General features: G+C 76.0%; 14 protein-coding genes. 6 read left to right on the top strand and 8 right to left on the bottom strand.

Translation table 11 applies throughout. The annotated features are described in order from the left end of the window. Positions 1-3,624: a DUF6603 domain-containing protein gene (locus ACQP12_RS19130; protein ID WP_433280673.1), complete on the bottom strand. Its 3,624-nt coding sequence runs from the start codon at positions 3,622-3,624 to the stop codon at positions 1-3. 28 nt (positions 3,625-3,652) lie between these two features. Next, on the bottom strand, positions 3,653-8,017 hold the full coding sequence (locus ACQP12_RS19125; protein ID WP_433280671.1) for a peptidoglycan-binding protein: 4,365 nt from the start codon (positions 8,015-8,017) through the stop codon (positions 3,653-3,655). A 295-nt stretch (positions 8,018-8,312) separates the two neighbouring features. Between ACQP12_RS19125 and ACQP12_RS19120 the strand changes: the two genes are divergently transcribed. Beyond that, entirely contained in the window at positions 8,313-8,939 is a 627-nt protein-coding gene (locus tag ACQP12_RS19120) for a response regulator transcription factor (protein ID WP_433280669.1), read from the top strand. 99 nt (positions 8,940-9,038) lie between these two features. After that, positions 9,039-9,665 (top strand): response regulator transcription factor, encoded by a 627-nt coding sequence (locus ACQP12_RS19115; protein WP_433280667.1) that lies wholly within the window; start codon positions 9,039-9,041, stop codon positions 9,663-9,665. Here ACQP12_RS19115 and ACQP12_RS19110 read toward each other — a convergent pair. The 6 genes from ACQP12_RS19110 to ACQP12_RS19085 form a co-directional block, all read right to left on the bottom strand. Further along, positions 9,595-11,379, bottom strand: coding sequence for an ATP-binding cassette domain-containing protein (locus ACQP12_RS19110; RefSeq protein ID WP_433280665.1), 1,785 nt, complete (start codon positions 11,377-11,379; stop codon positions 9,595-9,597). The genes ACQP12_RS19115 and ACQP12_RS19110 overlap by 71 nt on opposite strands. Then, positions 11,376-13,043: an ABC transporter ATP-binding protein gene (locus ACQP12_RS19105; RefSeq protein ID WP_433280663.1), complete on the bottom strand. Its 1,668-nt coding sequence runs from the start codon at positions 13,041-13,043 to the stop codon at positions 11,376-11,378. Before ACQP12_RS19105 ends, ACQP12_RS19110 begins: the two co-directional genes overlap by 4 nt. 63 nt (positions 13,044-13,106) lie before the next feature. After that, complete coding sequence (locus ACQP12_RS19100) at positions 13,107-13,226, bottom strand: SapB/AmfS family lanthipeptide (RefSeq protein ID WP_091306273.1); 120 nt, start codon at positions 13,224-13,226, stop codon at positions 13,107-13,109. Between the two features lie 63 nt (positions 13,227-13,289). Next, positions 13,290-13,409, bottom strand: a complete 120-nt coding sequence (locus tag ACQP12_RS19095) for a SapB/AmfS family lanthipeptide (protein ID WP_088961894.1) — start codon at positions 13,407-13,409, stop codon at positions 13,290-13,292. 73 nt (positions 13,410-13,482) lie between these two features. Continuing rightward, positions 13,483-16,065: a class III lanthionine synthetase LanKC gene (lanKC, locus tag ACQP12_RS19090; protein ID WP_433280660.1), complete on the bottom strand. Its 2,583-nt coding sequence runs from the start codon at positions 16,063-16,065 to the stop codon at positions 13,483-13,485. 265 nt (positions 16,066-16,330) lie between these two features. After that, on the bottom strand, positions 16,331-17,188 hold the full coding sequence (locus ACQP12_RS19085) for a S1 family peptidase (protein ID WP_433280658.1): 858 nt from the start codon (positions 17,186-17,188) through the stop codon (positions 16,331-16,333). 188 nt (positions 17,189-17,376) lie between these two features. Between ACQP12_RS19085 and ACQP12_RS19080 the strand changes: the two genes are divergently transcribed. The 4 genes from ACQP12_RS19080 (at position 17,377) to ACQP12_RS19065 (ending at position 22,982) form a co-directional block, all read left to right on the top strand. Then, entirely contained in the window at positions 17,377-20,169 is a 2,793-nt protein-coding gene (locus ACQP12_RS19080) for an FAD-binding and (Fe-S)-binding domain-containing protein (protein ID WP_433280656.1), read from the top strand. A gap of 24 nt (positions 20,170-20,193) precedes the next feature. Beyond that, positions 20,194-20,616 carry a glutaredoxin domain-containing protein gene (locus tag ACQP12_RS19075; RefSeq protein ID WP_433280654.1) on the top strand — a complete coding sequence of 141 codons (423 nt, stop codon included), beginning with the start codon at positions 20,194-20,196 and terminating at the stop codon, positions 20,614-20,616. 152 nt (positions 20,617-20,768) lie between these two features. Next, the gene (locus ACQP12_RS19070) at positions 20,769-21,800 is read left to right on the top strand and encodes a nitronate monooxygenase (protein ID WP_433280652.1); all 1,032 of its coding nucleotides are present in this window, start codon (positions 20,769-20,771) and stop codon (positions 21,798-21,800) included. A gap of 303 nt (positions 21,801-22,103) precedes the next feature. After that, positions 22,104-22,982 (top strand): SDR family NAD(P)-dependent oxidoreductase, encoded by an 879-nt coding sequence (locus ACQP12_RS19065; protein WP_433280650.1) that lies wholly within the window; start codon positions 22,104-22,106, stop codon positions 22,980-22,982. The last annotated feature ends 79 nt before the right edge of the window (positions 22,983-23,061 follow it).

Genomic DNA, 23,061 nt, shown 5'->3' with positions numbered 1-23,061 from the left:
TCAGCGGACCTCCAGTTCGGCGGGGACGATCCGGGGGCGCGGCACCCGGACCCGGGGCCGGCGCAGCGTCCCGGCACGGCGGGACGGTTCGGTGGCGCCAGCCCCGGCCGCGGCGCGCGGCGCCGGGACCGGCCCGCGGGCGGCGGCGCGGCGCGGCGCGGGCGCGGTGAATCCGGCGTCGCCGGGACCGGCATCGGCGAGGCCGAGGGCCGGGCCGGTGAACCGGGCCGGCCCGGCGCGGCGGGTGCCGGCGAAGGCGGCCGGCGCGGTGGCCGCGAACCGGGCCAGCAGGTCGCCGCCGCCACGGGCCGCGAGGCCGCGCGCCGCGGGCAGCGGCCGGCCGGCGGCGTCCGGGTCGTCGATGACGATCCGGTCGTACGCCGAGTCGTCGCTCAGCGGGGCGAACGCGGTGAGCGCGGTGTCGGGCAGCGCCGTGCCGTCGGGCAGCGCCACCGTGCGGCCGGCCGCCAGGCGGACGAACCCGGGGGTGGTGAGCTGCTCCTCGGGCGACAGGTCGCGGAACTGGCCGGGGGCGAAGTCGTCCTCGACCGGCTCGCCCAGCGCGCCGGCCAGCTTGTCGTCGCCGGCGCCGACGCTCACCCCGGTCAGGGTGAACCGGTTCGGGCCGCTGATCCGCGAGGTGCCCATCCGGGACAGCTCGGTGTCCAGCGGCAGCACGTTCTCCCGCACCGAGAGCAGGGCGCCCGGCTGCAGCAGCACCGGCCCGCTCCAGCCGGCCAGGTCGCGCAGGGTGACCGGCTCCCCGGCGGTGATGGCGGGGCGGACCTCCCAGGCCTCCGGGGTGGACAGCGCCGCACGCAGCGCCTCGCCGGCGTCCACGTAGCTGGGCTCGTCGGCCGCGGCGGTGTCCCCGTCGGTCCAGTTGAACTTCGCCGACACCTCCCAGAACAGGAACTTGATCCGCGCCTCGCCCCACGCCTTCCACGGGCCGGGACCGCTGATCCCGACCAGCAGGTTGACCGCCAGCAGCTCCTTGTCCTTGAACTTGAGCGACACCGTGGCGCCGATCTCGGCGGTGAACCAGAACGGCTTGAACTGGAACATCACGTCGAGCCAGGCGCGGCCGTCGATGACGAACCCGCCGCCCTCGAAGTGCAGCTTCAGCTCGGCCCCGAACTGGGCGGTGTTGCTGGTCACCGCGAGGTACGCGGTCAGGTTCAACCCCTTGCCGGACTTCTGCAGGGCGATGGCGAACCGTTTGACCGGCGGGAAGCCGGGCGGCGGGTTGTAGCGGGGGTGGAAGCCGCCGATGGAGACCGCGAAGGTGCTGCCCGCGCCCCACCGGGCGCGCAGCGCCATCTCTCCGGAGACCGGCCGGCCGAACAGCTTCGAGTCGATCAGCGCGGCGTCGACGCTGATCTCCCGCTTGGCGAAGTCCACGATGCCGGCCGAGTCGAGCCGGAACTTCCCGGCCTCGGAGAAGTCGATGACCAGCTTGCCGAGCAGCAGGATGCGCACCGGGTCGGGGAACTCGACCAGCACCGCGAGGTCGGCGACGACCTGGCCGCCGAGGAAGTTGAGCCGGACCATCGCGCCGAGCACGGTGCCGGTGGTGTCCACCGGGAAGATGCGGCTCAGCGTGGCGATGACCGCGGGCGCGTTGCCGACCGGGTCCTGGGGGAAGAGCAGGGCGTCCAGGGTGCCGGCGCGGGCGGCGTTGCGCACCTCCTCCGGGTTGGTCCGCCGGTTCCAGCCGACGACCAGGCCGAGGCCGGTGATGGAGATGCCCCAGAACAGCATCAGCCCGGGGAACCACTCGTACGTGCCGGCCAGCAGCAGCGAGAAGGTGTGCCCGCCGTCGGCCTCGGTGAGCCGGCTGCCGTCCGGGTTGCGGGTGTTGAGGATGGCGGTGGCCTGGAGCCGGAAGCCCTTCATCGGGGCCAGCGGCGTGGTGGAGGTCATGCCGAGCTGGAGCACCCCGGCATACATGCCGCGGGCCTCGTCGACGAAGAGATAGCCGCCGCCGGAGACGATGCCGTTGTCCATCCGCAGCCCGACGCCGTCCGGGCCCTTGAACCGGGGGCGCAGGTTCGCGGCGCCCAGGTTGCCGCCGGTGGCCCGGTCACCGGACTCGGCGGGCAGCGCCGGCGGGAAGGTCAGGTCGGCCGCGACGCCGATGTTCTGCACCACGGCGTGCAGCGGGCCCAACGTGGCCCGGACCGTGGTGGTCAGGGTCAGGCTCAGCGCGCGGGTGGCGGTCGACGCCTCCAGCGCTATCCGCAGCCCCTCGATGCCCAACCCGTGCCAGGACAGGTGCACCGGGTACTCGGCGGCGAGCGCGGCCGCGCCGGACAGATGCAGCCCGCCCCGCATGGACCAGGCCAGGCCGAGGTCGAGGCCGACCCGCAGCCCGTCGGCGGGAAGCAGCTTGGCCAGCAGGCCGTCGCCGTCGCCGGCGCGGACGACCAGTTCGGCCCGGCCGGCGCGGATGCTCAGCTCGATGTCGTCGCGGCCGGCGCCCAGCGTGGCCCGGCCGTCGATGACGAGCTGCTCGACGGCGAGATGGGTGCCGCCGGGCGAGCCGAGGATCCAGCCGGGCTGCCCGGCCGGGGCGATCCGGGCGACCTCGGCGGCCCACTTCACCACCGCGGCGTCGCCGCTGAAGGTCACGCCCGCGCTGTTGATCGCCAGTGCCGGTCCGGCGCCGCTCAGCTCGGTGGCGACGGTCCACTTGCCGATGGCGCCGTCCAGGCGCGCCTCGCCGGTCGGGGCGAGGATCACCGTGAACCGGCCGTCCCAACTGGCCAGGCCGAGGGTGGCCCCGAGGCCGAAGGTGGGGGTCCAGGGCGCCAGCCCGGCACCCGGCGGCGGCGTGCCGTCGGGGGTGCGCAGGCCGCTGAACCGCAGCCGCAGCAGGCTGTCCGCCAGGCGCCGGCCGACCTCGCCCTGGTCGGGTCCGAGGTCGGGCCGGACGCCCTGGTCGGCGTCGAGGCCGAGGGCCCGCAGCGCCCGGGCCAGCCGGGGCAGCAGCCGGGCGGAGAACTCGGCCACCCCCTCGGGGGTGTCCAACCCCTGCGGCGCGTAGCGGTCCGTGAAGTACGCGCCGGGGTCGCGGACCAGGTCGACCACCCGGTCCAGGTGCAGCTCGTCGCGACGCTTCGGCAGCCGGACCGGCGAGTCGCCCGGCGGCATCGGCGCGCTGGGCGCGTTGGCGGCGGCCGGGTCGACCAGGCCGAGCAGGTCGAGCACCGGCACGACCCAGGGCGCCCGGCGCAGCAGGTAGGTCAGCACCAACAGGTCGACCAGGTCGTCGGCCAGCTCCTCGGCGAGCCCGCCCACGTCCGGCAGGCCGTTCTTCACCGTCGGCAGGTCGCCGATCTTGCCGACCACCCCGCCCACGGCCTCGCCCAGCTTGGTGAGGCCGGCGATGCTGTCGAGCTTGGCGTCGTCGCGCACCGCCGAGAGCGCCTCCAGGGCGTTCCCGACCGTGTCCGCCCACTCCTCGAAGCGGGCGGCGTCGAAGCCGCTCACCGCCTCCAGGTCCCAGCCGAGCGCCCGCATCAGCCGGGCCCGCCGCCACGGGTCGTACGCGGCCAGCACCGGTTCGGCGAACAGCCGGATCTCGTCCCACAGCAGGGCGAGCACGTTCTTCGGCTCGGTCATCGCAGCTCCCGTCCTCGCGTGCCGCCGGTCATGCCGTCACCCGCGGCAGGTCGCTCAGGTCCAGCCGCAGCGAGCCGCGGGCGGCCGAGAGGGTCCGCTCGCCCGCCGGCAGCGCCGGTACCGGCAGCGTGTAGCGGTGCCCGGTCGGCCAGGCGGGCCAGCCGACCAGCGTGGCCAGCGCGGTGGCCACCGGCGCGTCCGCGTTCACCACCTGCCGGATGGCGGTGATCAGCGCGGTCTCGTGGGCGTCGGTCCACCCGGTGGGCGGGCCGTCGAAGTTCTGCAGCGCCTTCGCCCGGGTCAGCACGGTGTGCAGCTCGCTGGCCGCCCGGGGCCGGGAGCGGAACTCCGGCTTCTCACCCACCGAGGCGGGCGGGCCGACCGCGACGAGCTGGTGCGCCCGGTACTGCTGCCAGCACGCGAGCAGCGCGACCGACCGCTCGGAGGTGAACAGGTCGCCGATCCGGGCCCGGCGGGGCTGCCCGTCGGCGCCGGTCACCCCGGGCACCGTCGGGGTGGCCGCCGGGTCCGGCGAGTCCCAGTCGGTGACGAGCAGGTCGTGCAGCCGCTGCCGGGCGAGCGTCCAGAGGCCCCGGCGCACCCCGTCGTGGCCGCGCAGGGCCAGCGCGTACCGGTGCATCCAGTGCCAGGAGCGCAGCCCGAGCAGCTCCAGCGTGGTGCCCACCGATTCGCGGGCCGCGCCGGTCGAGTCGGTCACCGCGGGGCGGGCCCTCAGCACCCGCAGCTCCGGGTGGAGCAGCCCGCCGCCGTCCTTGCCCCAGCCGGGCACCGCGTTGATCCCGCCGAGCCCGCCGAGGGCGTCGTACGCGTCCCGGTCGGCGGCCCGCAGCCAGGCCAGGTACGCCCACATCTCGCCGGGCTCGGCGCCGATGTCCAGTGCCGGGGGCAGCGTGGTGGGCGCGGTCCGCGGCCCGTCGGCCCGCCAGCCGAACGGGCCGAACCGGAGCACCGCCCGGTCGTCGGCGGCTACCGCGTCGAACCAGCCGCCGGCCGCGTCGGGCACCCGGTTCTCGGCGACCGCGCGGAGCACCTTGAAGGTGGAGAGCTGCCGGGCGGCGCGGGCGCCGGGGTCGCCGCCGGCCGCGATCGCGGCGGCCAGCGCGGTCAACGTGGGCCCGGTGCCGTGGCCCTGCGGGCGGGGCAGCAGCGCCTCCGGCAGCAGCTCCGACTCCGGGTCGAGGACCGGCCCGCTCCACTCGGCGTCGGTGGCGTGCCCCCGGTACGCGCCGAGCCGGATCAGCTCCGGGTGCCCGGACGGCGGGTTGCCCGCGCCGGCCGGCCGGCCGGTCACCACCCGCGAGTAGAGCCGCTGGTCGGTCGCGGTGACCTCGTCGAAGAGCCAGACGTTCGGCTGGGCCAGCCGCTGGAGCGTCTCCCCGGCGACCTGCCAGGACTCCACCACCACGGGGCAGCGCCAGCGCTTGTCCAGCCAGTGCTTGATGGCGACCTGCGTGGCCAGGTCGGCCACCCCGCTGACCGGCCCGAGGTAGCGCTCGGACTCCGGCACGTCGACCGGTTGCAGCCGGTCCGACCAGCGCGGGGCGGTCGCGCCGGCTGGCTCGACCGCCGCGCGCTCCCGCCGGGCGTACGCCTGGAACTCCCGCACCGCCCAGTAGGTGATCAGGCCGTAGCTGCCGTCGGTCGCCCCGGGGGTGTGGAAGCCCAACGTGGCCAGGTCGTGCTGGAGCCGGCTCACCCAGCGCTCGGTGACCAGCTTCGCCGGCCGCTCCACCCCGTCGTAGCGGGCGAGCGCGCTGCCGGTGGCGTCCTGGTCGCCGGCCCGCAGCACGAACCCGCCGTACGGCGCCGGGGTGGTCAGCGAGCAGCCGAACGACAGGTCCACGGTGTACGTGGTGAGCGCGGCGGCCCGGTTCTCCCCGGGCAGGTGCCACCAGAGCCGCTGGGTGGCGGTCTTGCACTCGCCGGCCGGCCAGTCGAAGGTGATCTCGCCGAGGTTGTTGCGGCCGACGATCTCCTTGCCGTTGCCCCAGGAGCCCTTGTAGTGGTCCAGGTTGCGGGCCGCCGCCAGGTACTGGGCGAGCGCCTGGTCGCGGGGGAGCCCGGTCGGGTCGAGCACGGCCTCCGGGATGCCGTCGCGGCGGACCTCCGGGTCGGCCTCGTCGTGCCGGAGGAACTGCACGTACACGTTCCACTCGGGCTGCCGGCCGAGGATCTTCAGGGCGTCGTAGTCGCCGACCGACGGCCGGCCGGAGACCCACCAGCCGGTGGTGTCGTCGGCCCCGACGGTCACCCGTACGCCGGCCTGCATCCGCTGGCCCTCCTTGTCGGGCCGCTCGTTGGCCCAGCCGACCAGGTCGATCCGGCCGGTCACGTCGAGCAGCGGCACGTAGCCGACGTCGTGCAGCGCCCGCGTCGCCATGTCCTCGTTGCGGAACGCGCTGGCCACGAAGCCGGCGAGCACGCCCTCGGTGCGGTTGACCCCCTCGTACGGCTTGGCCCGGTCGGGTCCGCAGGCGTAGGGGAGCGTCGCCGAGTAGCGGATCCGCTCGGCCGAGCCGAAGTGGATGTCCCCGCCGAGCAGGACCAGCCGCCGGCGGCGTATCCCGTCCGGGCCGGGCGGCGCGGCGGCGAAGAGCCGGGCCAGTACCTTGTGCGCGGCGGCGTCGCTGGCCACCCAGGCGTCCTCGGCGTCGGCGGTCCACCGTCCCGCGGTCGCCCTGGCCAGCGGCTGGGCGAACTGCTCCAGGATCGGCACGCCGAACAGCGCCACCGGCTGGGCGACCACGGTGACGGCGTCGTCGCCGAGCACCCCGCCGCCGGTGAGCATCGCGTCGAGCGGGTCGTCGTCGAGCAGCAGCCCGCCGGGGTGGCCGGGCCCGCCCGGATACTGCCGCCAGGTCCGGGTATCAAGCGCGATCAGCTGGTACCGCGGCCAGGTCACCGTGTAGTGGTAGGTCAGCGCGCCGGCCGGGCGGGCCAGCTTCCCCTCCGGGGTGACCCCGGTGGGCAACCCCACCCGGGTACGCAGGGCCAGGTCGTCGGCGTCGTTCGGCGCGGCCGACCAGCCGCGCAGCGCGGTGAGCGCGGCCCGGCCGGCCTCCCCGGCGGGGCCGCTGTCGGCGAACCGCTCCGGGGTGTTGCCCCAGGCCTGGAAGACCACGAAGGCGGCCATCGCGTTGCGCACGATCCGCCGGCCCAGCGCCGAGTTGACCACCGCGTCGTTCACCCAGGACCGGGTCATGTTCCAGTCGTCGGTGACCTCGTGGTCGTCGGCGACCATGTACGTCGTCACGTTGGCGAGCTGCCGGCGCACCGCGGCCAGGCCGGCCCGGAAACCGGTGAGCGCGAGGGCCTGCCGCTGCCACCGCTCCCAGCGCTCGATGATCTCCTTCTGCTGGGCGCTGGGGGAGTACGGCCGGCCGGCGCGCATCAGGTCGTAGACCGTCTCGCCGGGCCGGCGGTCCTGCGGGTCCTTGAGGATCCGGGTGTCCGCGGGCAGCACGTGCTCGAAGGTCGGCCAGCTCGTCGGCCAGAGCACGTCCGACCAGGCCAGCAGGTACATGCACAGGTACTCGCGCAGCGACATCAGGTGGCTGTCGGCGGCGCCGGAGGTGAACTTCGCGTCCCGGGCCATGGCGGTGGCCCGCTTGCCCGGCAGGTACGTGAGGTCGGTCGGCGGCGAGCTGGTGCCGACCGGCATCGACTCCGGGGCGAGCCCCAGCCGCGCCGCCACCCCCTGGTAGGCGGGGACCGCCGGGTCGCTGCCGACGGCCGGCAGCGCGTCGTGGCCGTGGATGATGCCGAGCAGCGGATCCGCCACGTCGTCGGCGTAGATCTGGTCGCCGCCGAGGACGAGCTGGTGCGGGCGGAGCGCCGGGTCTCCGCCGGCGGCCGCGATGATCGGGTCGAGGACGGGGAAGGCGTCCTGGCCCTCGCCGTGCGGCTTGCGGCACGAGCCGTGGAAGATCCGCAGCTGGTTGGGGTCGGTCGGCGGGGTGACGAAGGTGGGCACCGCCGGCACGGCGGCCGGCGCCTGCGGGTGGCCCTGGTAGGTCAGCGCGGTGCGGGCGGCCGCGGCGGTGGCGGCCACCACGTCGGGGTCGAAGAGGCTGCCCGCGCTCGTCCCGCCGGCGAAGGCCAGGTCGTAGCCGTAGAGGGTGCCGGGGGCGAGGGTCACCCCGGTGACGGTCACCGCGGCCACGTGCAGCCGGTCGGCGAGCTTGACGGTGGCCCGGCTCCCGGTGCCGACGGTGGCGCCGCGGGCGTAGCCGGGGGCGGCGCCGAGCGCGAAGACGGTCAGCGTCACCGTGGACTCGGCGCGCAGGGCGACGAAGACGGTGACGCCGGTCGGGTCGACGCGGCGCACGATCGGGCCGCAGAGTACGAGGGGCAGGCCGGTCGGAGCGGTCATACGGTGTCCCTTCACCCGCGGCCGGTGTTCCTTCCGGCCTTGATTGAAGTCACTGCGTAACCGCTCGACCACCCTCGCAACAGCGCGAAGGTTCGACCTTGCCGGATGACAACCATCGGGCCGACGACGGGCGGGTCCGCCTGACCGTCCAGGCTGAACGTCCACTCAGGTCGTTTCACTGACGGAGACCCGACGCCCGCTTGCCCGCGCTGTCGGGGCAGGCTAGGACCGCCGGCTGCGGGACATCCCTGAGCGAACTCGACTATCCGCCGGCCTTTCGGGCAAAGTGTTCCGGGTGGGCGACGTACGGGACGGGACGGTCTACGCGCCGGTGCGGGTGGCGGTGGTCGCGGAGCCGGGGCTGCTGCGGACGGCCGTGGTCGCGGTGCTCGCCGCCACGCCGGACTTCGCGGTGGTCGGCGACGCGGAACCGGCCGGGAGCGTGCCGGCGCTGCTCGCCGCCTGCCGTCCCGACCTGCTGCTGGTGGACCTCGACGCGGTGGACGACCCCGCCGTGGTCACCGGACCGGCCGCCGACGGGTGTGCCGTCGTCGTGCTGACCGCCTGCCGCACCGCCCGGGCGTTGCGGCGGGCCCTCGGCGCCCGGGTCCGCGGGGTGGTCGCCACGGACGTGCCGCCGGAGGAACTGGTGGACCTGCTGCGGGCGGTGGCCCGCGGGCAGCGCATGATCGACCCGTTGACGGCGCTCGCCGCCCTCGACGCCGCGGTGAACCCGCTCAGCGAACGGGAGCGCGAGGTGGCCGCGGCGGCGGCGGAGGGGCTGCGGACCGCGGAGATCGCGAAGCGGCTCCACCTCGCGCCGGGCACCGTGCGCAACCACGTGTCCAGCCTGTTGCGCAAGACCGGCGCGCGGAACCGCTGGGAGGCGGTCGAGCGGGCCAGGGACGCGTGCTGGATCTGACGACACGCGGATCACAGGGGTGTTGCGTAACGGTAACCTTCGATTAAGTTCCTGACGGTGCGTCATCAGTCGCACACGTCAGGTCAGGATCGGGGGGTCATGTCCGGAGTCGCCATGGTCCGCACGCTGCTCGCGCTCAAGGGTCGACTGGTTCGGGGGGCCCTCGCTCATCTGCTCGACGCCGAGGGCGACATCGATGTCGTCGGCGAGGCGGCCACGGCGCACGCCCTGCATGAGGCGCTGCGGGACGACCGTCCGGACGTCGCCGTCGTCGACGCCGACCTCGTACCCCTGCACCAGCTCGCCCGGATCGCCGCCGGGGGCGACCCCGACGGCGGCGGGCGGCTGCTGGTCCTGGTGGAACGGCGCCGCGCCGCCCGGGTCCGCCCGGTGCTCGCCGAGCACGGGCGACGGGTCGGCTTCCTCAGCCGGGAGGTGCCCCCGCAGCGGATCGCCGAGGGCGTGCGGCTGCTCGCCCGCGGTCAGGTGGTGCTCGATCCGGAGCTGGTGGTCGCGGCGCTGGAGGTGGCCGACAGCCCGCTGACGCCCCGCGAGCGGGAGGTGCTCGACGTGGCGGCCGAGGGGCATCCGGTCCGGGACATCGCCGGGAAGCTGGCGGTGTCGGCCGGGACGGTACGCAACCACCTCTCCCGGATCATGGCGAAGACCGGCGCGCGGACCCGGTTGGAAGCGGTGCGGATCGCTCGGGAGTCGGGCTGGATCTGACCGGCTCCGCCCCGGCCTCCCAGTAACCCACCAGCTCCCGATACGCGGCCGACCGGGCCAGCAGCCCCGAATGGCTGTCGAGCAGCGCGTGCCCGCCGTCGAGCAGCAGCACCCGGCGGGCGCGCAGCGCCGAACTGACCCGGTGTGCGATCACCACGAGCGTGCCGGGCCGCTCGGCGAACGCGGTCTCCAGCCGCCCCTCGGTGGCCGGGTCCAGGTGGCAGGTGGCCTCATCGAGGATCACCAGGGGCGCGGGGGAGAGCCAGGCGCGCAGCAGGGCCACCTGCTGGCGCTCCCCGGCGGACAGGCCGGCCGGGCGCAGCGTCGCGTCCAGCCCGCCGAGCCGGTCCACCAGCTCGGACAGGCCCAGCCGGGCCGCCGCCCGGGCGATCTCCGGGTCCGCCAGTTCGGGCCGCAGGTAGCGGAGGTTGTCCCGGACGCTGCCGGTGAAGACGTACGCCTCCTGCGGGATCAGCACCCGCCGCTGCGCCAGCTCGGCGGCCGTCGCGCCGGCCACCGGGGTCCCGCCCACCTCGACCGTGCCGGCCTGCGGACGCAGCACCCCGGCGATCACCGCGGCCAGGGTGGACTTGCCGATCCCGCTGGCGCCCACCACCACGAGGTGGTCACCGTCGGGCACGTCGAGGTCGAAGCCGTCGAGCACCGGGTCGGCGTGCGGCCCGTACCGGAACGTCACGCCCCGCAGGGACAGCGCCGGCGGGCCCGGCGGCGCGGGCCGCGCCCCGCCGGCCGGAGCGGCCTCGCCGGGCGCCGGGACGGCCGACCGCAGGAGCCGGTCCAGGGTCACGGTGAACCGCAGCCCCCCGGCGGCCACGCCCTGGACGAGGGTGTGCAGGGCGGGTTGCACCCCCCGGACGACGTAGACCAGGGCGCCCAGCACCGCGCCCGGCCCGAGGCCCTGCCGGACCAGCCACGGGGCGGCGAGCACGACCACCGGCACCGGCAGCCAGCCACCGACGGCCAGGCTCAGGCCACGGGTGACCGCCATGGCGGCGAGCCGCCGCTCCACCCGCGCCTGCGCGTCGACGTGCCGGCCCACCCAGCGCGTGACCTGCTCCCGCGCGCCGCTCACCGACACGTCCCGGTGGCCGGTGATCGCGGTGACCGCGACCCGGGTGAGGCGTTCGTCGGCGAGCACGTACTCCCGCTGGCGGGCGATCATCGCGGGCACGGCGGCCGCGAACAGGCCGAGACCGGCCAGCACCGGCACGGTGACCAGCAGGGCGACCGGGGCCGCGAGGGAGAACAACCCGACGATCGCGGCGCACGCGGCGAACAGGAAGCCGCGGACCACCGTCAGGAGGCCGGCCCAGGTGTCCCGGACGATCTCCACCTGGTGGGTCAGGCGGCCCACCGCCGCGTCGTCGACCCGGCCGCCCGTCGCGCCCGCCAGCGCGCCGGCCACCACCCGGCGCAGCAGGTCGTCGCGGAACGGCTCGACCACGTCGCCGAGGCACGCGTACGCCCGGTTGGTGCCCACGGCGCCGACCAGCACGGCGGCGGCCAGCAGCCCCAACCAGAGCAGCCCGACAGCCGGGCGCCCGGCCAGGAAGCCGGCGTCCACGGCCCGCGCGGTCAGCAGCCCGGTGAGCGCCGCGGGCAGCGCCTCGGCCGCCGACCACGCGGCCAGCCGCACGAGCGCGGCCCGCCGTGCCCGCAGCGCGGCCCGGGTCACCGCACCGACCGTGGTCACGAGCGGAACACCGCCCGGTAGGCCGGGTTGTCCCAGAGCACGGCGTGCGGACCGACCGCGCGGATCCGTCCGGCCGCCACCCAGGCCACCAGGTCCGCCCGGGCGGCCGTGCCGACGCGGTGGCTCACCACCACGCGGGTACGCCGGTCCGCCCGGTCGGTCAGCGCCCGGTTCACCCGGTACTCGGTCACCGTGTCCAGGCTGGACGTGGCGTCGTCGAGGACGAGCAGCCGCTCGGCCCGCAGCGCGCGCGCCAGGCCGAGCCGCTGGCGTTCCCCGCCCGACATGGCGACCTCGGCCAGCGGCGTGCCGTACCGGTCGGGCAGCCGCTCGACGAAGTCGTGGATGGCCGCGGCCCGGGCCACCGGCACCGGGTCGGCGCCGCAGCCGACCGCGGCGCCCACCGTCTCGCCGACCAGCACGGGCCGTTCGAACCCGTAGCCGACCGCCGCGTGCAGCGCCGCCGCCGACAGGTCCGGCAGCGGCGTCCCGTCCAGCCGCACCTCCCCGGCGTCCGGGTCGCGCAGCCGGCCGGCGACGGCCGCGAGCAGCGACTTGCCGGCGCCGGACGGGCCGACGACGGCGAGCAGGGCGCCCCCCGGCACCCGCAGGTCCACCCCGTCGAGCAGCGGCCGGCCGTCGTCGGCCCGCACGCTGACCCCGCGCAGTTCCAGGCAGCCGGGGCCGGGCGGTAGGGTCCGCTCGCCGTACCGGCGGGCCGGTTCGGTGAGCACCTCGGCCGCGCGACGGCAGCCGGCGCGTACCCGGACGGCCTTGTTGAGGGCGCTGACCACGGTGCCGAGGCCGGCGCCGAGCGCGGCGTACTGGAGTGCGGCCAGCAGGTCTCCCGGTGTCAGCCGCCCGGCGGCCAGGGAGAGCCCGCCCACGGTGACCACGGCCAGTTGCAGCATCGGGCTGAGCACGGCGCCCCGGGTCGCCGCCCCGGCCAGCACGGTCCACGTCCGCGTGCCGTGCCGCCGCAGCTCGGGGACCGGGGTCAGGACGCGGTCGACCTCCCGCCCGGCGGTGCCGGCGGCGGCGATGGTCCGCGCGCCGGCCAGCGCCTCGACCATCAGCCCGGCGAGGTGCCCCTGGGCCCGCTGGTAGCCGGCGACCGCGGCGGACGCGTCGGCGACGAACCCGCGCAGCAGCACGCCCAGCAGCACGAGCCCGACGACGAAGGTCGCGCCGAGCCACGGATCGATCATGGTGAGGGCCACCAGGCTGCCCACCGGTGGCAGCAGGACGGTGCCGGCCAGCACGATGGTCGGTGCGGCCTGCCCGGCGTCGGCCACCTGGCCCACGAGGCGACCGACCAGGTCACCCACCGGGTGGCGGGCCGCCGAGCGGGGATCGAGTGCGAGGATGTGGCGGATCAGCGTGTGGCGCAGGCCGGCGACGGAACGGGCGCTCGCCGCGCCGGTGCCGTAGTCCTGTACCGCGCCCGCGCCGACCAGCAGGACGACCAGTCCGCCCACCGCGGCGAGCCAGCGGCCGGCGGACTCCCCGTCCGTGGCGCCGACGGCGGCGTCGACCGCGCGCCCCAGCGCCGCGGGCAGCGCCAGCTCGGCCGCCGCCCCGGCCACGGTGGCCACGAGCAGCACCGGGGTCCACCAGCCGGCGGACCCGACGGCGCGCCACAGGAGCCGGTCGGCCGGGGTCATGGCACCTCCACGGGCGCGGCCCCGGACCGGCGTGAGCCGGCCCGGGGCCAGGCGAACTGTCCGTCAGTGGCAGGTGGTGAGGCTCAGCGAGCTGTCGCCGCAGAGCAGCAGGCTCGCCTGGCTGCCACCGCCGTAGTTCTCGGTGGTCGGCAGTTCCATCGCCTGGAGGTCGAGCAGAGCCATGATCCTTCTCCTTCTGTCGTGACGGGTGTGTCGGGTCGTGGTCGTCCTGGGTGGACGGCCGGATCACTTGCAGGTGGTGATGCTCAGCGAGCTGTCGCCGCAGAGCAGCAGGCTCGCCTGGCTGCCCCCGCCGGTACGCTCGGCGGCCGGCAGCTCCATCCCTTGGAGGTCGAGCAGGGCCATGTCGTGTCACCTCCTTCGGTGCGCGTCGGGTCGGACCGCCCCGGGGTGACCCCCGGGGAGCTGGTGGGGCCGGTCAGTCGCCGGCCGGTGGGGTGGGCCGGGCGGGTGCCGCGCCGGGCAGTGGCGTGAGGAAGGGCAGCCGGCCGGGGCTCGCCGGCCCGGTCGCCGCGAGGGCGCTCAGCACGCCGGCGGTGCCGGTGGCCAGGTCCATGGACAGCCGCAGCAGCTGTTCGCCGGGGAAGGCGATCCCGTCCCGGTGCGGCAGGGCGTGCCAGCTCAGCAGCCGGGCCTGCCGGCGGGCCGGTTCCTGCTCACCCCGTCCGGCCAGGTACGTCACGATCCCGGCGCGGCCGGCGAACAGCCCGGACTGGGCGTAGAACGGGAAGTCGGCGCAGCGGCGGATGTCCTCGGCCGCGCCGCGGAGATCCTCGCCGCCGCGGTGGCGCAGGTACTGGTCGAGCACCAGGCCGATGCCCACGCTGCCCTCGGCGAGGTAGGGCATGGTCCGCCAGCCCTCGTTGACCTCCAGGTGGCCGGCGTCGCGCCGGACGCACCGGCGCAGGTCCTGCCGCAGCGCGGTCTCGGCGTGGTCGAGGAGGCTCTCGTCGTGGTCCAGCTCGTACATCCGCAGCAGCATCAGCGCGGTGCCGGCGCCACCCCGGAGCAGTCCCGCGTACGGGTGGCGGCCACCGCTGACCTCGGCGACCGATTCCACGTCGCCGAGCCGACCGACGACCACGTCGACCGCTCGCCGGGCGGCGTCGGCGTACCGCCGGTCGCCGGTGCGCCCGGCGAAGTGGGCCAGGTTGAGCGCGATGCCGGACAGGCCGCTCATCAGGTCGTCGCCCAGTTCGGTCCACGGCTCGTCGAGGCAGCGGTCCAGCAGCCGCAGCGCCTCGCCGCGGTGCCCGAGCAGGTCCAGCACGTACGCGACGCCGTGCAGCCCGTCGTAGAAGCCGAGCCGGCTGCCCGACGCGGGTTCCCGCACCCGGTCGATCAGCCAGCGCTCGTGCCCGGGGTCGGTGCCCGCGCCGCTGGTGTGCAGCGCCCAGAGCACCCCGGCCGCGCCGTGGGCCAGGTTCAGCCCGCCGTCGGCGCCGGCGAACTGCCGGATGTCGCCGGGGAAGAGCCGGTCGTCGCGGTGCGGGGTGGCGCTCGCGCCGATCGCGGCGGCGAGCCGGTCCCGCAGTGCCGGCCAGTCCTCCGGGTCGGTGCGCGGCCCGACCGGGTGGCCGGGCGTGTGGCCGGTCCCGGTCGCGGCCCCGCCGAGGATCACGGCGACCGACTCGTCGAGCAGCTCGCGGGGGACGGGGAAGTGCTCCGCCACCACCTCGGCCAGGTGGGCCGCCTTCTCCGGCGCCAGCCGGAGCATCGCGGTCAGCGGCAGGAAGAGGGCCAGCCGCAGGCAGGCCAGGGCGTACCGGTCCACGTCGAAGCCGGTCCGGTCGCGGGGCGCGGCGAAGGCCTGGTTGCGCAGTGCCGGCCGGGCGGCCGCCGCGGCGGGGGTCGCGACCTCGAAGTCGACGAGCGTGACGTTCCCGTCGTCGCCCACCATGATGTTGAACATGTGCAGGTCGCCGTAGACCACGCCGTGGGCGTGGATGGCGTCCACCGCCTCGGCGACCTGCCGGTGCAGGTCGAGGGCCCACCGGGTGTACGCCTCCCGGTCGGCGTCGAGGTGGACCAGCGGGTAGCGCTCCACCACCAGCCTGTTCAGGGGGCGGCCCTCGACGAACGTCAGCGCGAGGAACTCGTGCCCGCCGAAGCTGAACTCGTCGTGCACCCGTACCAGGTGCGGCACCCCGGCGAGCCGGCGCAGCGTCTCGGCCTCCCGGCGCAGCCGGGTCACCGCGTCCGCGCCGGTGGCGTCCAGCCCGGCGTGCGGGCGGGCCTCCTTCAGCACCACCCGGTCCCCGGTGCGGGTGTCCCGCGCCTCGTAGAGACCGCCGCCGTTGGAGAAGTGGATGACCTTCTCGATCCGGTAGGGCAGGTCGGTGGTGGTCGCGGCGTTCCGGGCGGCCAGGTGCGGGGCGAGGAAGTCGGGCAGGGTGACCCAGTCGGGCACGTGGAAGACCGGGTCGCGCCGGTCGGGCACCAGGGTGCCGCTGGCGTCCTCGATGGCCGGCACCACCTGGCCCTCCGGCGAGATGCAGTACCGGGCGGCGAAACCGCCGTAGCGCAGGTACACCGGGCCGTCGCCGTACCGGAGGTCGCTCAGGATGTACGGTCCGGTCTCGCCGTCGAGCAGCGCGGCCAGCTCCTTGGCGGTCAGCTCCAGCTCCGCCTCGTCGCGGGGGTAGACGGTGACGAACTTGCCGCTGGCGGCCCGGCGGGCGTACTTGCTGTTGCGCATGAGCAGCATTCGCGGACCGCGCAGGTGCTTGAACGGGATGCCGCGCGGCTCGCAGTAGTCCATCACCCGGGCCAGCACCCGCTCGGCGTTGTCCAGCCGGGCCGACACGTGGATCTTCCAGCCCTGGGAGGGGAGCGAGCCGGCGACCGGACCGTGGACCAGCCAGTCGTCCTTGACCTCGCGCTCCCAGCCGGGCGCCGGCGGGCGGTCCGCCGCGTAGCCGGGGGCCTCGACGTCCGAGCTGGCGAGCGAGTCGTAGAACAGCGGATCGACCGCGCAGTACGAGTCGTACCGTTCGTCCATGTCGTCTGCCTCCACCGGCTGATCGGGTGAGGTCAATCCTGCGGACGGCGGAGGGGTGCGCAAAGTGTGATGAGTCATGACCGGCGCGTGATTTTCGCACCCCGAAATCGTGACAACGGCGGAGTTTGAAATCGCGAATGCCGCGCCAGCAGTGCGGGTGTGTGCCGCCGGTGCCCGCCGGAACGAGCGAGGACCCGCACCGGCCGAGCCGGTGCGGGTCCTCTGGTGTCGCCGGTGCGGCCGGCGACTGCCGGCCGCGTCGTTCTCAGTAGACGGTCACGCCGTAGGCGCTCGCCGCCTCGGTGACGGGCTGGAAGAAGGTGGTGCCGCCGGTCCGGCAGTTGCCGCTGCCGCCGGAGGTGATGCCGAGCGCCTTCGTGCCGTCGTAGAGCGCGCCGCCGGAGTCGCCCGGCTCGGCGCAGACCGTGGTCTGGATCATGCCCCGCACGGTGCCGCTGCCCTGGTAGCGGACCGTCACGTTCAAGGCCGTCACGGTGCCGCTGTGGGTGCCGGTGGTCGATCCGGTGCGCTTGACCGCCTCGCCGACGAACGCGTTCGCGGCCGTGTAGCCGCCCGGGTGGCTGAGCGCGGCGTTGTCGTAGCGGACCAGGGCGTAGTCGTTGCCGGGGAAGCTGGAGCTGATCGTCGGGCCGATGAGGGTGGTCTGGCTGGAGTTGGTGTACCAGGTGTTGGCCACGTCGCCGCAGTGCCCGGCGGTGAGGAAGTAGTAGACACCGGACTTCACCACGTTGAAGCCGAGCGAGCAGCGGTAGCCGCCGCCGTAGATGGCGTTGCCGGCCGAGAGCAGCGGGCGGAAGACCCCCTTTGCCCGGTCCACCCGGATCGCGCCGGCCGCGGCTCCGGCGCTCTTCTTGAGCGTGGCGAGTTCGGCGGCCGAGACGCTCTCGTCGGCGGTCACCACCACGCGGCGGGATGCCGCGTCCACGTGCCAGGCGACGCCCTCGACGCCGGAGGCCGCCACGGCGGCGTCGACCCGGGCGAGTTGGTCGGCGGTGAAACTCGGGGCGGCCGAGGCGGCGCCCGGCACGGCGAAGGCGCCGGCGGCCACCAGGCCGACGGTCGCGGCGAGCAGGGGGGTGAGTCGGCTTCGGCGGATTCTCACGGTCTTCTCCTCGGACGGTGAAGGCCGCCGGTTGCGTCGGCGTCCAGGCCGTGTCGCCGGGGTCGGCTCGGGGTGTGACCTCGGCGAACGCTGTAGCGGCGAGTATCCACCCGGGTCGATGCCGGGACAAGAGGTCGGCGGCGCGTCGGCCGATGCTGACTAGGGTGGTCTCGGGGAGGTGCGGCGACATGGTGGAGTTGAGCGGCGACGCGCGGGCCGGACTGGAGGCGGTGGTGCCCGGCGGGGTGGCCACCCGGGCGGCGGACCGGCTTAGGCTGGCGCACGACGCGTCGCACTACCTTCTGCACCCGAGCGCGGTGGTCACCCCGGCCGACGCCGACCAGGTCGCCGCCCTGCTGCGGCACAGCCGCCGCACCGGCACGCCGCTCACGTTCCGCTCCGGCGGCACCAGCCTCAGCGGGCAGGCGGTCACCGACCGGCTGCTCGTCGACACCCGCCGGCACTTCCGTGACCTGGACGTCCTCGACGACGGCCGGCGGGTGCGGGTGCAGCCCGGGGTGGTGCTGCGGCAGGTCAACGCCCGGCTCGCCCCCTACGGCCGCAAGCTCGGCCCGGACCCGGCCAGCGAGTCCGCCTGCACAGTCGGCGGGGTGGTTGCCAACAACTCCAGCGGGATGACCTGCGGCACCGAGTTCAACACCTACCGGACCCTGGAGTCGCTGCTGCTGGTGCTGCCCAGCGGCACCGTGCTCGACACCGGCGCCCCCGACGCCGGCGCCCGGCTGCGCGCCGCCGAGCCGGACCTGCACGCCGGCCTGCTGCGGCTGCGCGACCGGGTCCGCGGCAACCCCGACTCGGTGCGCCGGGTCCGCGCCCAGTACGCCATGAAGAACACCATGGGGTACGGGGTGAACGCGTTCCTCGACCACGACGACCCCGCCGACCTGCTCACCCGGCTCGTGGTGGGCAGCGAGGGCACGCTCGCCTTCGTGGCGGCGGCGACCTTCCGCACCGTACCCGTGCACCGGCACGCCGCGACCGGCCTGCTGGTCTTCGACACCCTGGCCGCGGCGATGGCCGCCATGCCGGCGCTGGTGGCCGCCGGGCCGGCGGCGATCGAGCTGCTCGACGCGGCCGCCCTGCGGGTCGCTCAGCGAGACCCGCGGGCGGACGCCGCGCTGCGCGGCCTGGCCGTCCGCGACCACGCGGCGCTGCTCGTCGAGTGGCAGGAGTCCGACCCGGAGGCGCTGGCCGAGCGCGTCGCCACCGCCGGGCCGGTGCTGGCCGACCTGCCGCTGACCACCCCGGCCCGGCTCAGCGGCGAGGCGCCTGCCCGCGCCGCGCTCTGGCACATCCGCAAGGGCCTGTACGCGGCGGTGGCCGGCGCCCGCCCGTCCGGCACCACGGCGCTGCTGGAGGACATCGCCGTGCCGGTCGAGGCCCTCGCCGACACCTGCGCCGCGCTCGCCGACCTCTTCGACCGGCACCGGTACGAGGAGAGCGTGATCTTCGGCCACGCCAAGGACGGCAACCTGCACTTCATGCTCAACGAGCGGTTCGCCGGCGGGGCGGCCCCGGAACGCTACGCCGACTTCACCGAGGAGATGGTCGACCTGGTGCTCCGCCACGGCGGCACGCTCAAGGCCGAGCACGGCACCGGCCGGGTGATGGCCCCCTACGTGCGTCGCCAGTTCGGCGACGAGCTGTACGCGGTCATGCGCGAGGTCAAGACGCTCTGCGACCCCGACGGCGTGCTCAACCCGGGCGTGCTGCTCAGCGACGACCCGGAGATCCACATGCGGCACCTGAAGACCGTGCCGACGGTGGAGGAGGAGGTGGACGGCTGCGTCGAGTGCGGCTACTGCGAGCCGGTCTGCCCGAGCCGCGACCTGACCACCACCCCCCGGCAGCGGATCGTGCTGCGCCGGGAGATCGCCGCCGCCCGCGCCGCCGGCGACCCGGCGCTGGCCGAGGAACTGGAGCGCGCCTACGACTACGACGCGGTCGACACCTGCGCCGTGGACGGCATGTGCGCCACCGCCTGCCCGGTCCTCATCAACACGGGCGACCTGGTGAAGCGGCTGCGGGCCGACCGCAACGGCGGGGCCGCGCAGGCCGGCTGGCGGGGCGCCGCCCGCCGCTGGGGCGCCACCACCCGGGGCATGGCCCGCGGGTTGGACCTGGCCGGCGCGCTGCCGCCCGCGCTGCCCGAGGCGGCCACCCGGGCCGCCCGCGCGGTCCTCGGCGCCGAACGGGTCCCGCAGTGGGGGCGGGACCTGCCCCGGGGCGGCCGGCCGCGCCGGCCCCGCCCGGTCGGTGAGCCCGACGCCGTCTTCGTCCCCTCCTGCCTCGGCACCCTTTTCGCCCCGGCGGAGGGCGGCTCCGGAGTGGCCGCCGCCCTGCTCACCCTCGCCGACCGGGCCGGCGTTCGCCTGCTCGTGCCCGACGGCATCGGGAGCATGTGCTGCGGCACCCCGTGGTCGTCCAAGGGCCTCACGGCCGGCTACCGGGCGGTGCGGGACCGGGTGCCGCCGGCGCTGCGGGCGGCCAGCCGCGACGGCGCCCTGCCGGTGGTCAGCGACGCCGCGTCCTGCACCGAGGGCTTCGCGAAGCTGCTCGCGGACGCCGGCGACCTGCGGGTGGTCGACGCCGTCGCGTACGCGGCCACCGAGCTGCTGCCCGGGCTCACCGTGCGCCGCCGGCTCGGCACCCTGGCGCTGCACCCGACCTGCTCGTCCACGCGGCTCGGACTGGACGACGCGCTGCTCGCCGTGGCCTCGGCGGTCGCCGACGAGGTGGTGGTGCCCGAGGGCTGGCAGTGCTGCGGGTTCGCCGGCGACCGGGGCCTGCTGCACCCCGAGCTGACCGCGTCGGCCACCCGCGCCGAGGCCGCCGCCGTCGCCGGCCGCTCCTTCGACGGGTACGCCTCGGTGAACCGCACCTGCGAGATCGGCATGGCCCGGGCCACCGGGCAGCCGTACCGCCACCTGCTCGAACTGCTGGCCGACGCCACGGCCTGACCGGGGCGGGTAGCATCCCGCGACGTGCTGCGTAGTTGGTGGATGGCCGGCCTCATGCTCGTGGTCGGAGTGATCGTCGCGGTCCGGGCGTACAGCCCGGTGGTGGGTGCTGTCGAGCTCCTGGTCTTCGCGGTCCTGGCGGCGCTCTTCTCGCCGCTGGTGTTCCCGCGGTCGCTGACCGCCGCCGAGGCGCGGGAGCGCAGCGCGCGCGACGGGCGGCCGATCGTCTACTGGCGGCCCGGCTGCCGCTACTGCCTGCGCCTGCGGTTGCGGCTCGGTCACCGGGCCGGGCGGGCGTACTGGGTGAACATCTGGCGCGACCCCGACGGGGCGGCGGCGGTCCGAGCGGTCACCGGCGGCGACGAGACGGTCCCGACCGTGGTGCTGCCCGGCGAGGCCGTGGTCAACCCGGAGCCGGCCTGGCTGCGCGAACGCCTGCCCGCCTGACCGAACCCCGCGCCAAGATCGACGCCAGCTCGCGGGAGGTGGCGGTATCCGGGCGGCCGGGACACCCCCGCCTCGCCGAGCTGGTGTCGATCTCGGCCCGGAGAGGTCTGGGGGCGGGGGTGTGGCGCGCGGTGTCCGGGCAGACTGGGGACGTGGACGGGATACGGGAACTGCTCGGGGTGGACGTGCCGGTGATCGCGGCGCCGATGGCCGGTGGGCCGACCACCACGGGGCTGGCGACGGCGGTGGGCGCGACCGGTGCCTTCGCGTTCCTGGCCGCCGGCTACAAGACGCCGGAGGCGGTCGCGGGCGAGGTCGCCGAACTGCGCGCCGCCGGGCGGCCGTTCGGGGTGAACGTCTTCGTGCCCACCCCGGTGCCGGCGGCGGAGGCGGAGTTCCGCCGCTACGCGACCCGGATCGCCGGCGAGGGCGCGCCCTACGACCTCGACCTGGCGGCTGCCGCACGCACCGAGGACGACGACCACTGGGCGGCGAAACTCGACCTGCTGCTCCGCGACCCGGTGCCGGTGGTCAGCTTCACGTTCGGCCTGCCGCCGGCGCCGGTGGTCCGGGACCTGCGGCGGGCCGGCAGCCGGGTGCTGGTCACCGTGACCGACCCGGCCGAGGCGGCGGCCGCGGCCGACCTCGGGGTGGACGGGCTGATCGCGCAGAGCGTCGCCGCCGGCGGCCACCTGGGCACCCTCACCCCGGACACCCCGCCGCCGCCGCGACCGCTGCCCGACCTGGTCGCGCTCGTGGCCGGCGGCAGCGGGCTGCCCGTGCTCGCGGCCGGCGGGGTCGGCGGCCCCGGGGACGTGCGGGCCGCGCTCGCCGCCGGCGCCACCGGCGTGCTGGTCGGCACGCTGCTGCTGCGGGCCGACGAGGCCGGCACCGGCCGGACCCACCGGGACGCGCTGGCCGACCCGCGCCGGGACCGGACGGTGGTCACCCGCGCCTTCACCGGCCGCCCGGCGCGCGGGCTGCGCAACGACTTCATCGACCGGCACGAGGCGGCCGCCCCGCTCGGCTACCCGGCGCTGCACCACCTGACCCGGCCGCTGCGGGTCGCCGCCGCCGGGGCCGGGGACGCCGACCGGCTGCACCTGTGGGCCGGCACCGGCTGGCGCGGCGCGCGGGACGCCCCGGTCGCCGACATCCTCACGGACCTGACCCGCACCCTCTGACCGCGCCACCGTCGCCCGAGATCGACGCCGGCTCGCGGGAGGTGGCGGTGTCCGGGCCCGCGGAAGCGGCCACCTCGCCGATGTCGCGGCGGATGGGCGGGCGGGATCGACGCCGGCTCACGGGAGGTGGGGGTGTCCGGGCCCGCGGAAGCCGCCACCTCGCCGAGCTGGCGTCGATCTCGCCGGGTGCCCCGCTCGCGCGGCCGGCTGGCGCTCACGGTGTCGATCCGCGGGCGGGGCGGGGCGGGACCGGTCTACGGTGCGAGTAGCGGAGAGGGTGCCGGCGGAACGGGGGTGGGTCGGATGTCCGCAGGGCCGTCGGCGCGACCGTTGGCCGGGCGGGTCGCCGTGGTCACCGGTGCGGCGCGCGGGATCGGCCGGGCCACCGCCGTGGCGCTCGCCGAGGCCGGCGCGGACGTGGCCGGGATGGACGTGGCCGGTCCGGTGAGCCCGATCCTCGACTTCCCGCCGGCCACCCCGGACGACCTGGCCGAGACCGGCACGCGGGTCACCGCGGCGGGCGCGCGCTGGTCCGCGCACGTCGCCGACCAGCGGGACATCGGGGCGGTACGCGCGGTGGCCGCGGCGGTCGAGCGCGAGCACGGCGGTGTCGACGTGCTGTTCGCCAATGCCGGCATCCAGGCGTTCAAGCCCCTGCTGGAGATGGCCGACCCGGACTGGCACGACCAGATCGACGTCAACCTGACCGGCACCGCGAACGTGCTGCGGGTCTTCGCCCCGTTGCTGGTCCGCCGTGGCGGCGGCCGGATCGTGGTGACCTCCTCCACGCAGGGGCACCACGGCACGACGAACGGTGCGGCCTACTCGGCGTCGAAGTGGGGGCTCATCGGGCTGGTCAAGTCGGCGGCGCTGGAACTGGGGGCGCACGGGATCACGGTGAACGCGGTCATCCCCGGCCTGGTCGACACCGCCCTGACCCGCCACCAGGACCGCTACGCGCAGGCCATCGTCGAGGGCGGGAAGACGCCGTCCGGGGACCCGGCCGCCGACGAGCGGAGCGCGGTCGAGGCGCTGCGGGCGAAGACCCCGCTGGGCGTGCCGTGGGTGCAGCCGGAGGACGTCGCGCCGCTGGTGGTGTTCCTCGCGTCGGACGGCGCCCGGATGGTCAGCGGGACCTCGTTCGCCGCCACGGCCGGCGACAGCGCGCACGTGACCGCCTGACCGGCCCCTCGACGCCCGTCCCGCGAGGCAGAGGCGGCCGGCGCCGGGCCGGGAGCCACCCCGAGGGCGGCGGCTCCCG

The sequence above is a fragment of the Micromonospora sp. CA-244673 genome, assembly GCF_050948395.1.
Lineage (GTDB): Bacteria > Actinomycetota > Actinomycetes > Mycobacteriales > Micromonosporaceae > Micromonospora.
Note: the sequence above shows the minus strand (reverse complement) of the source record. Positions and strands in the feature narration are given on the sequence as shown.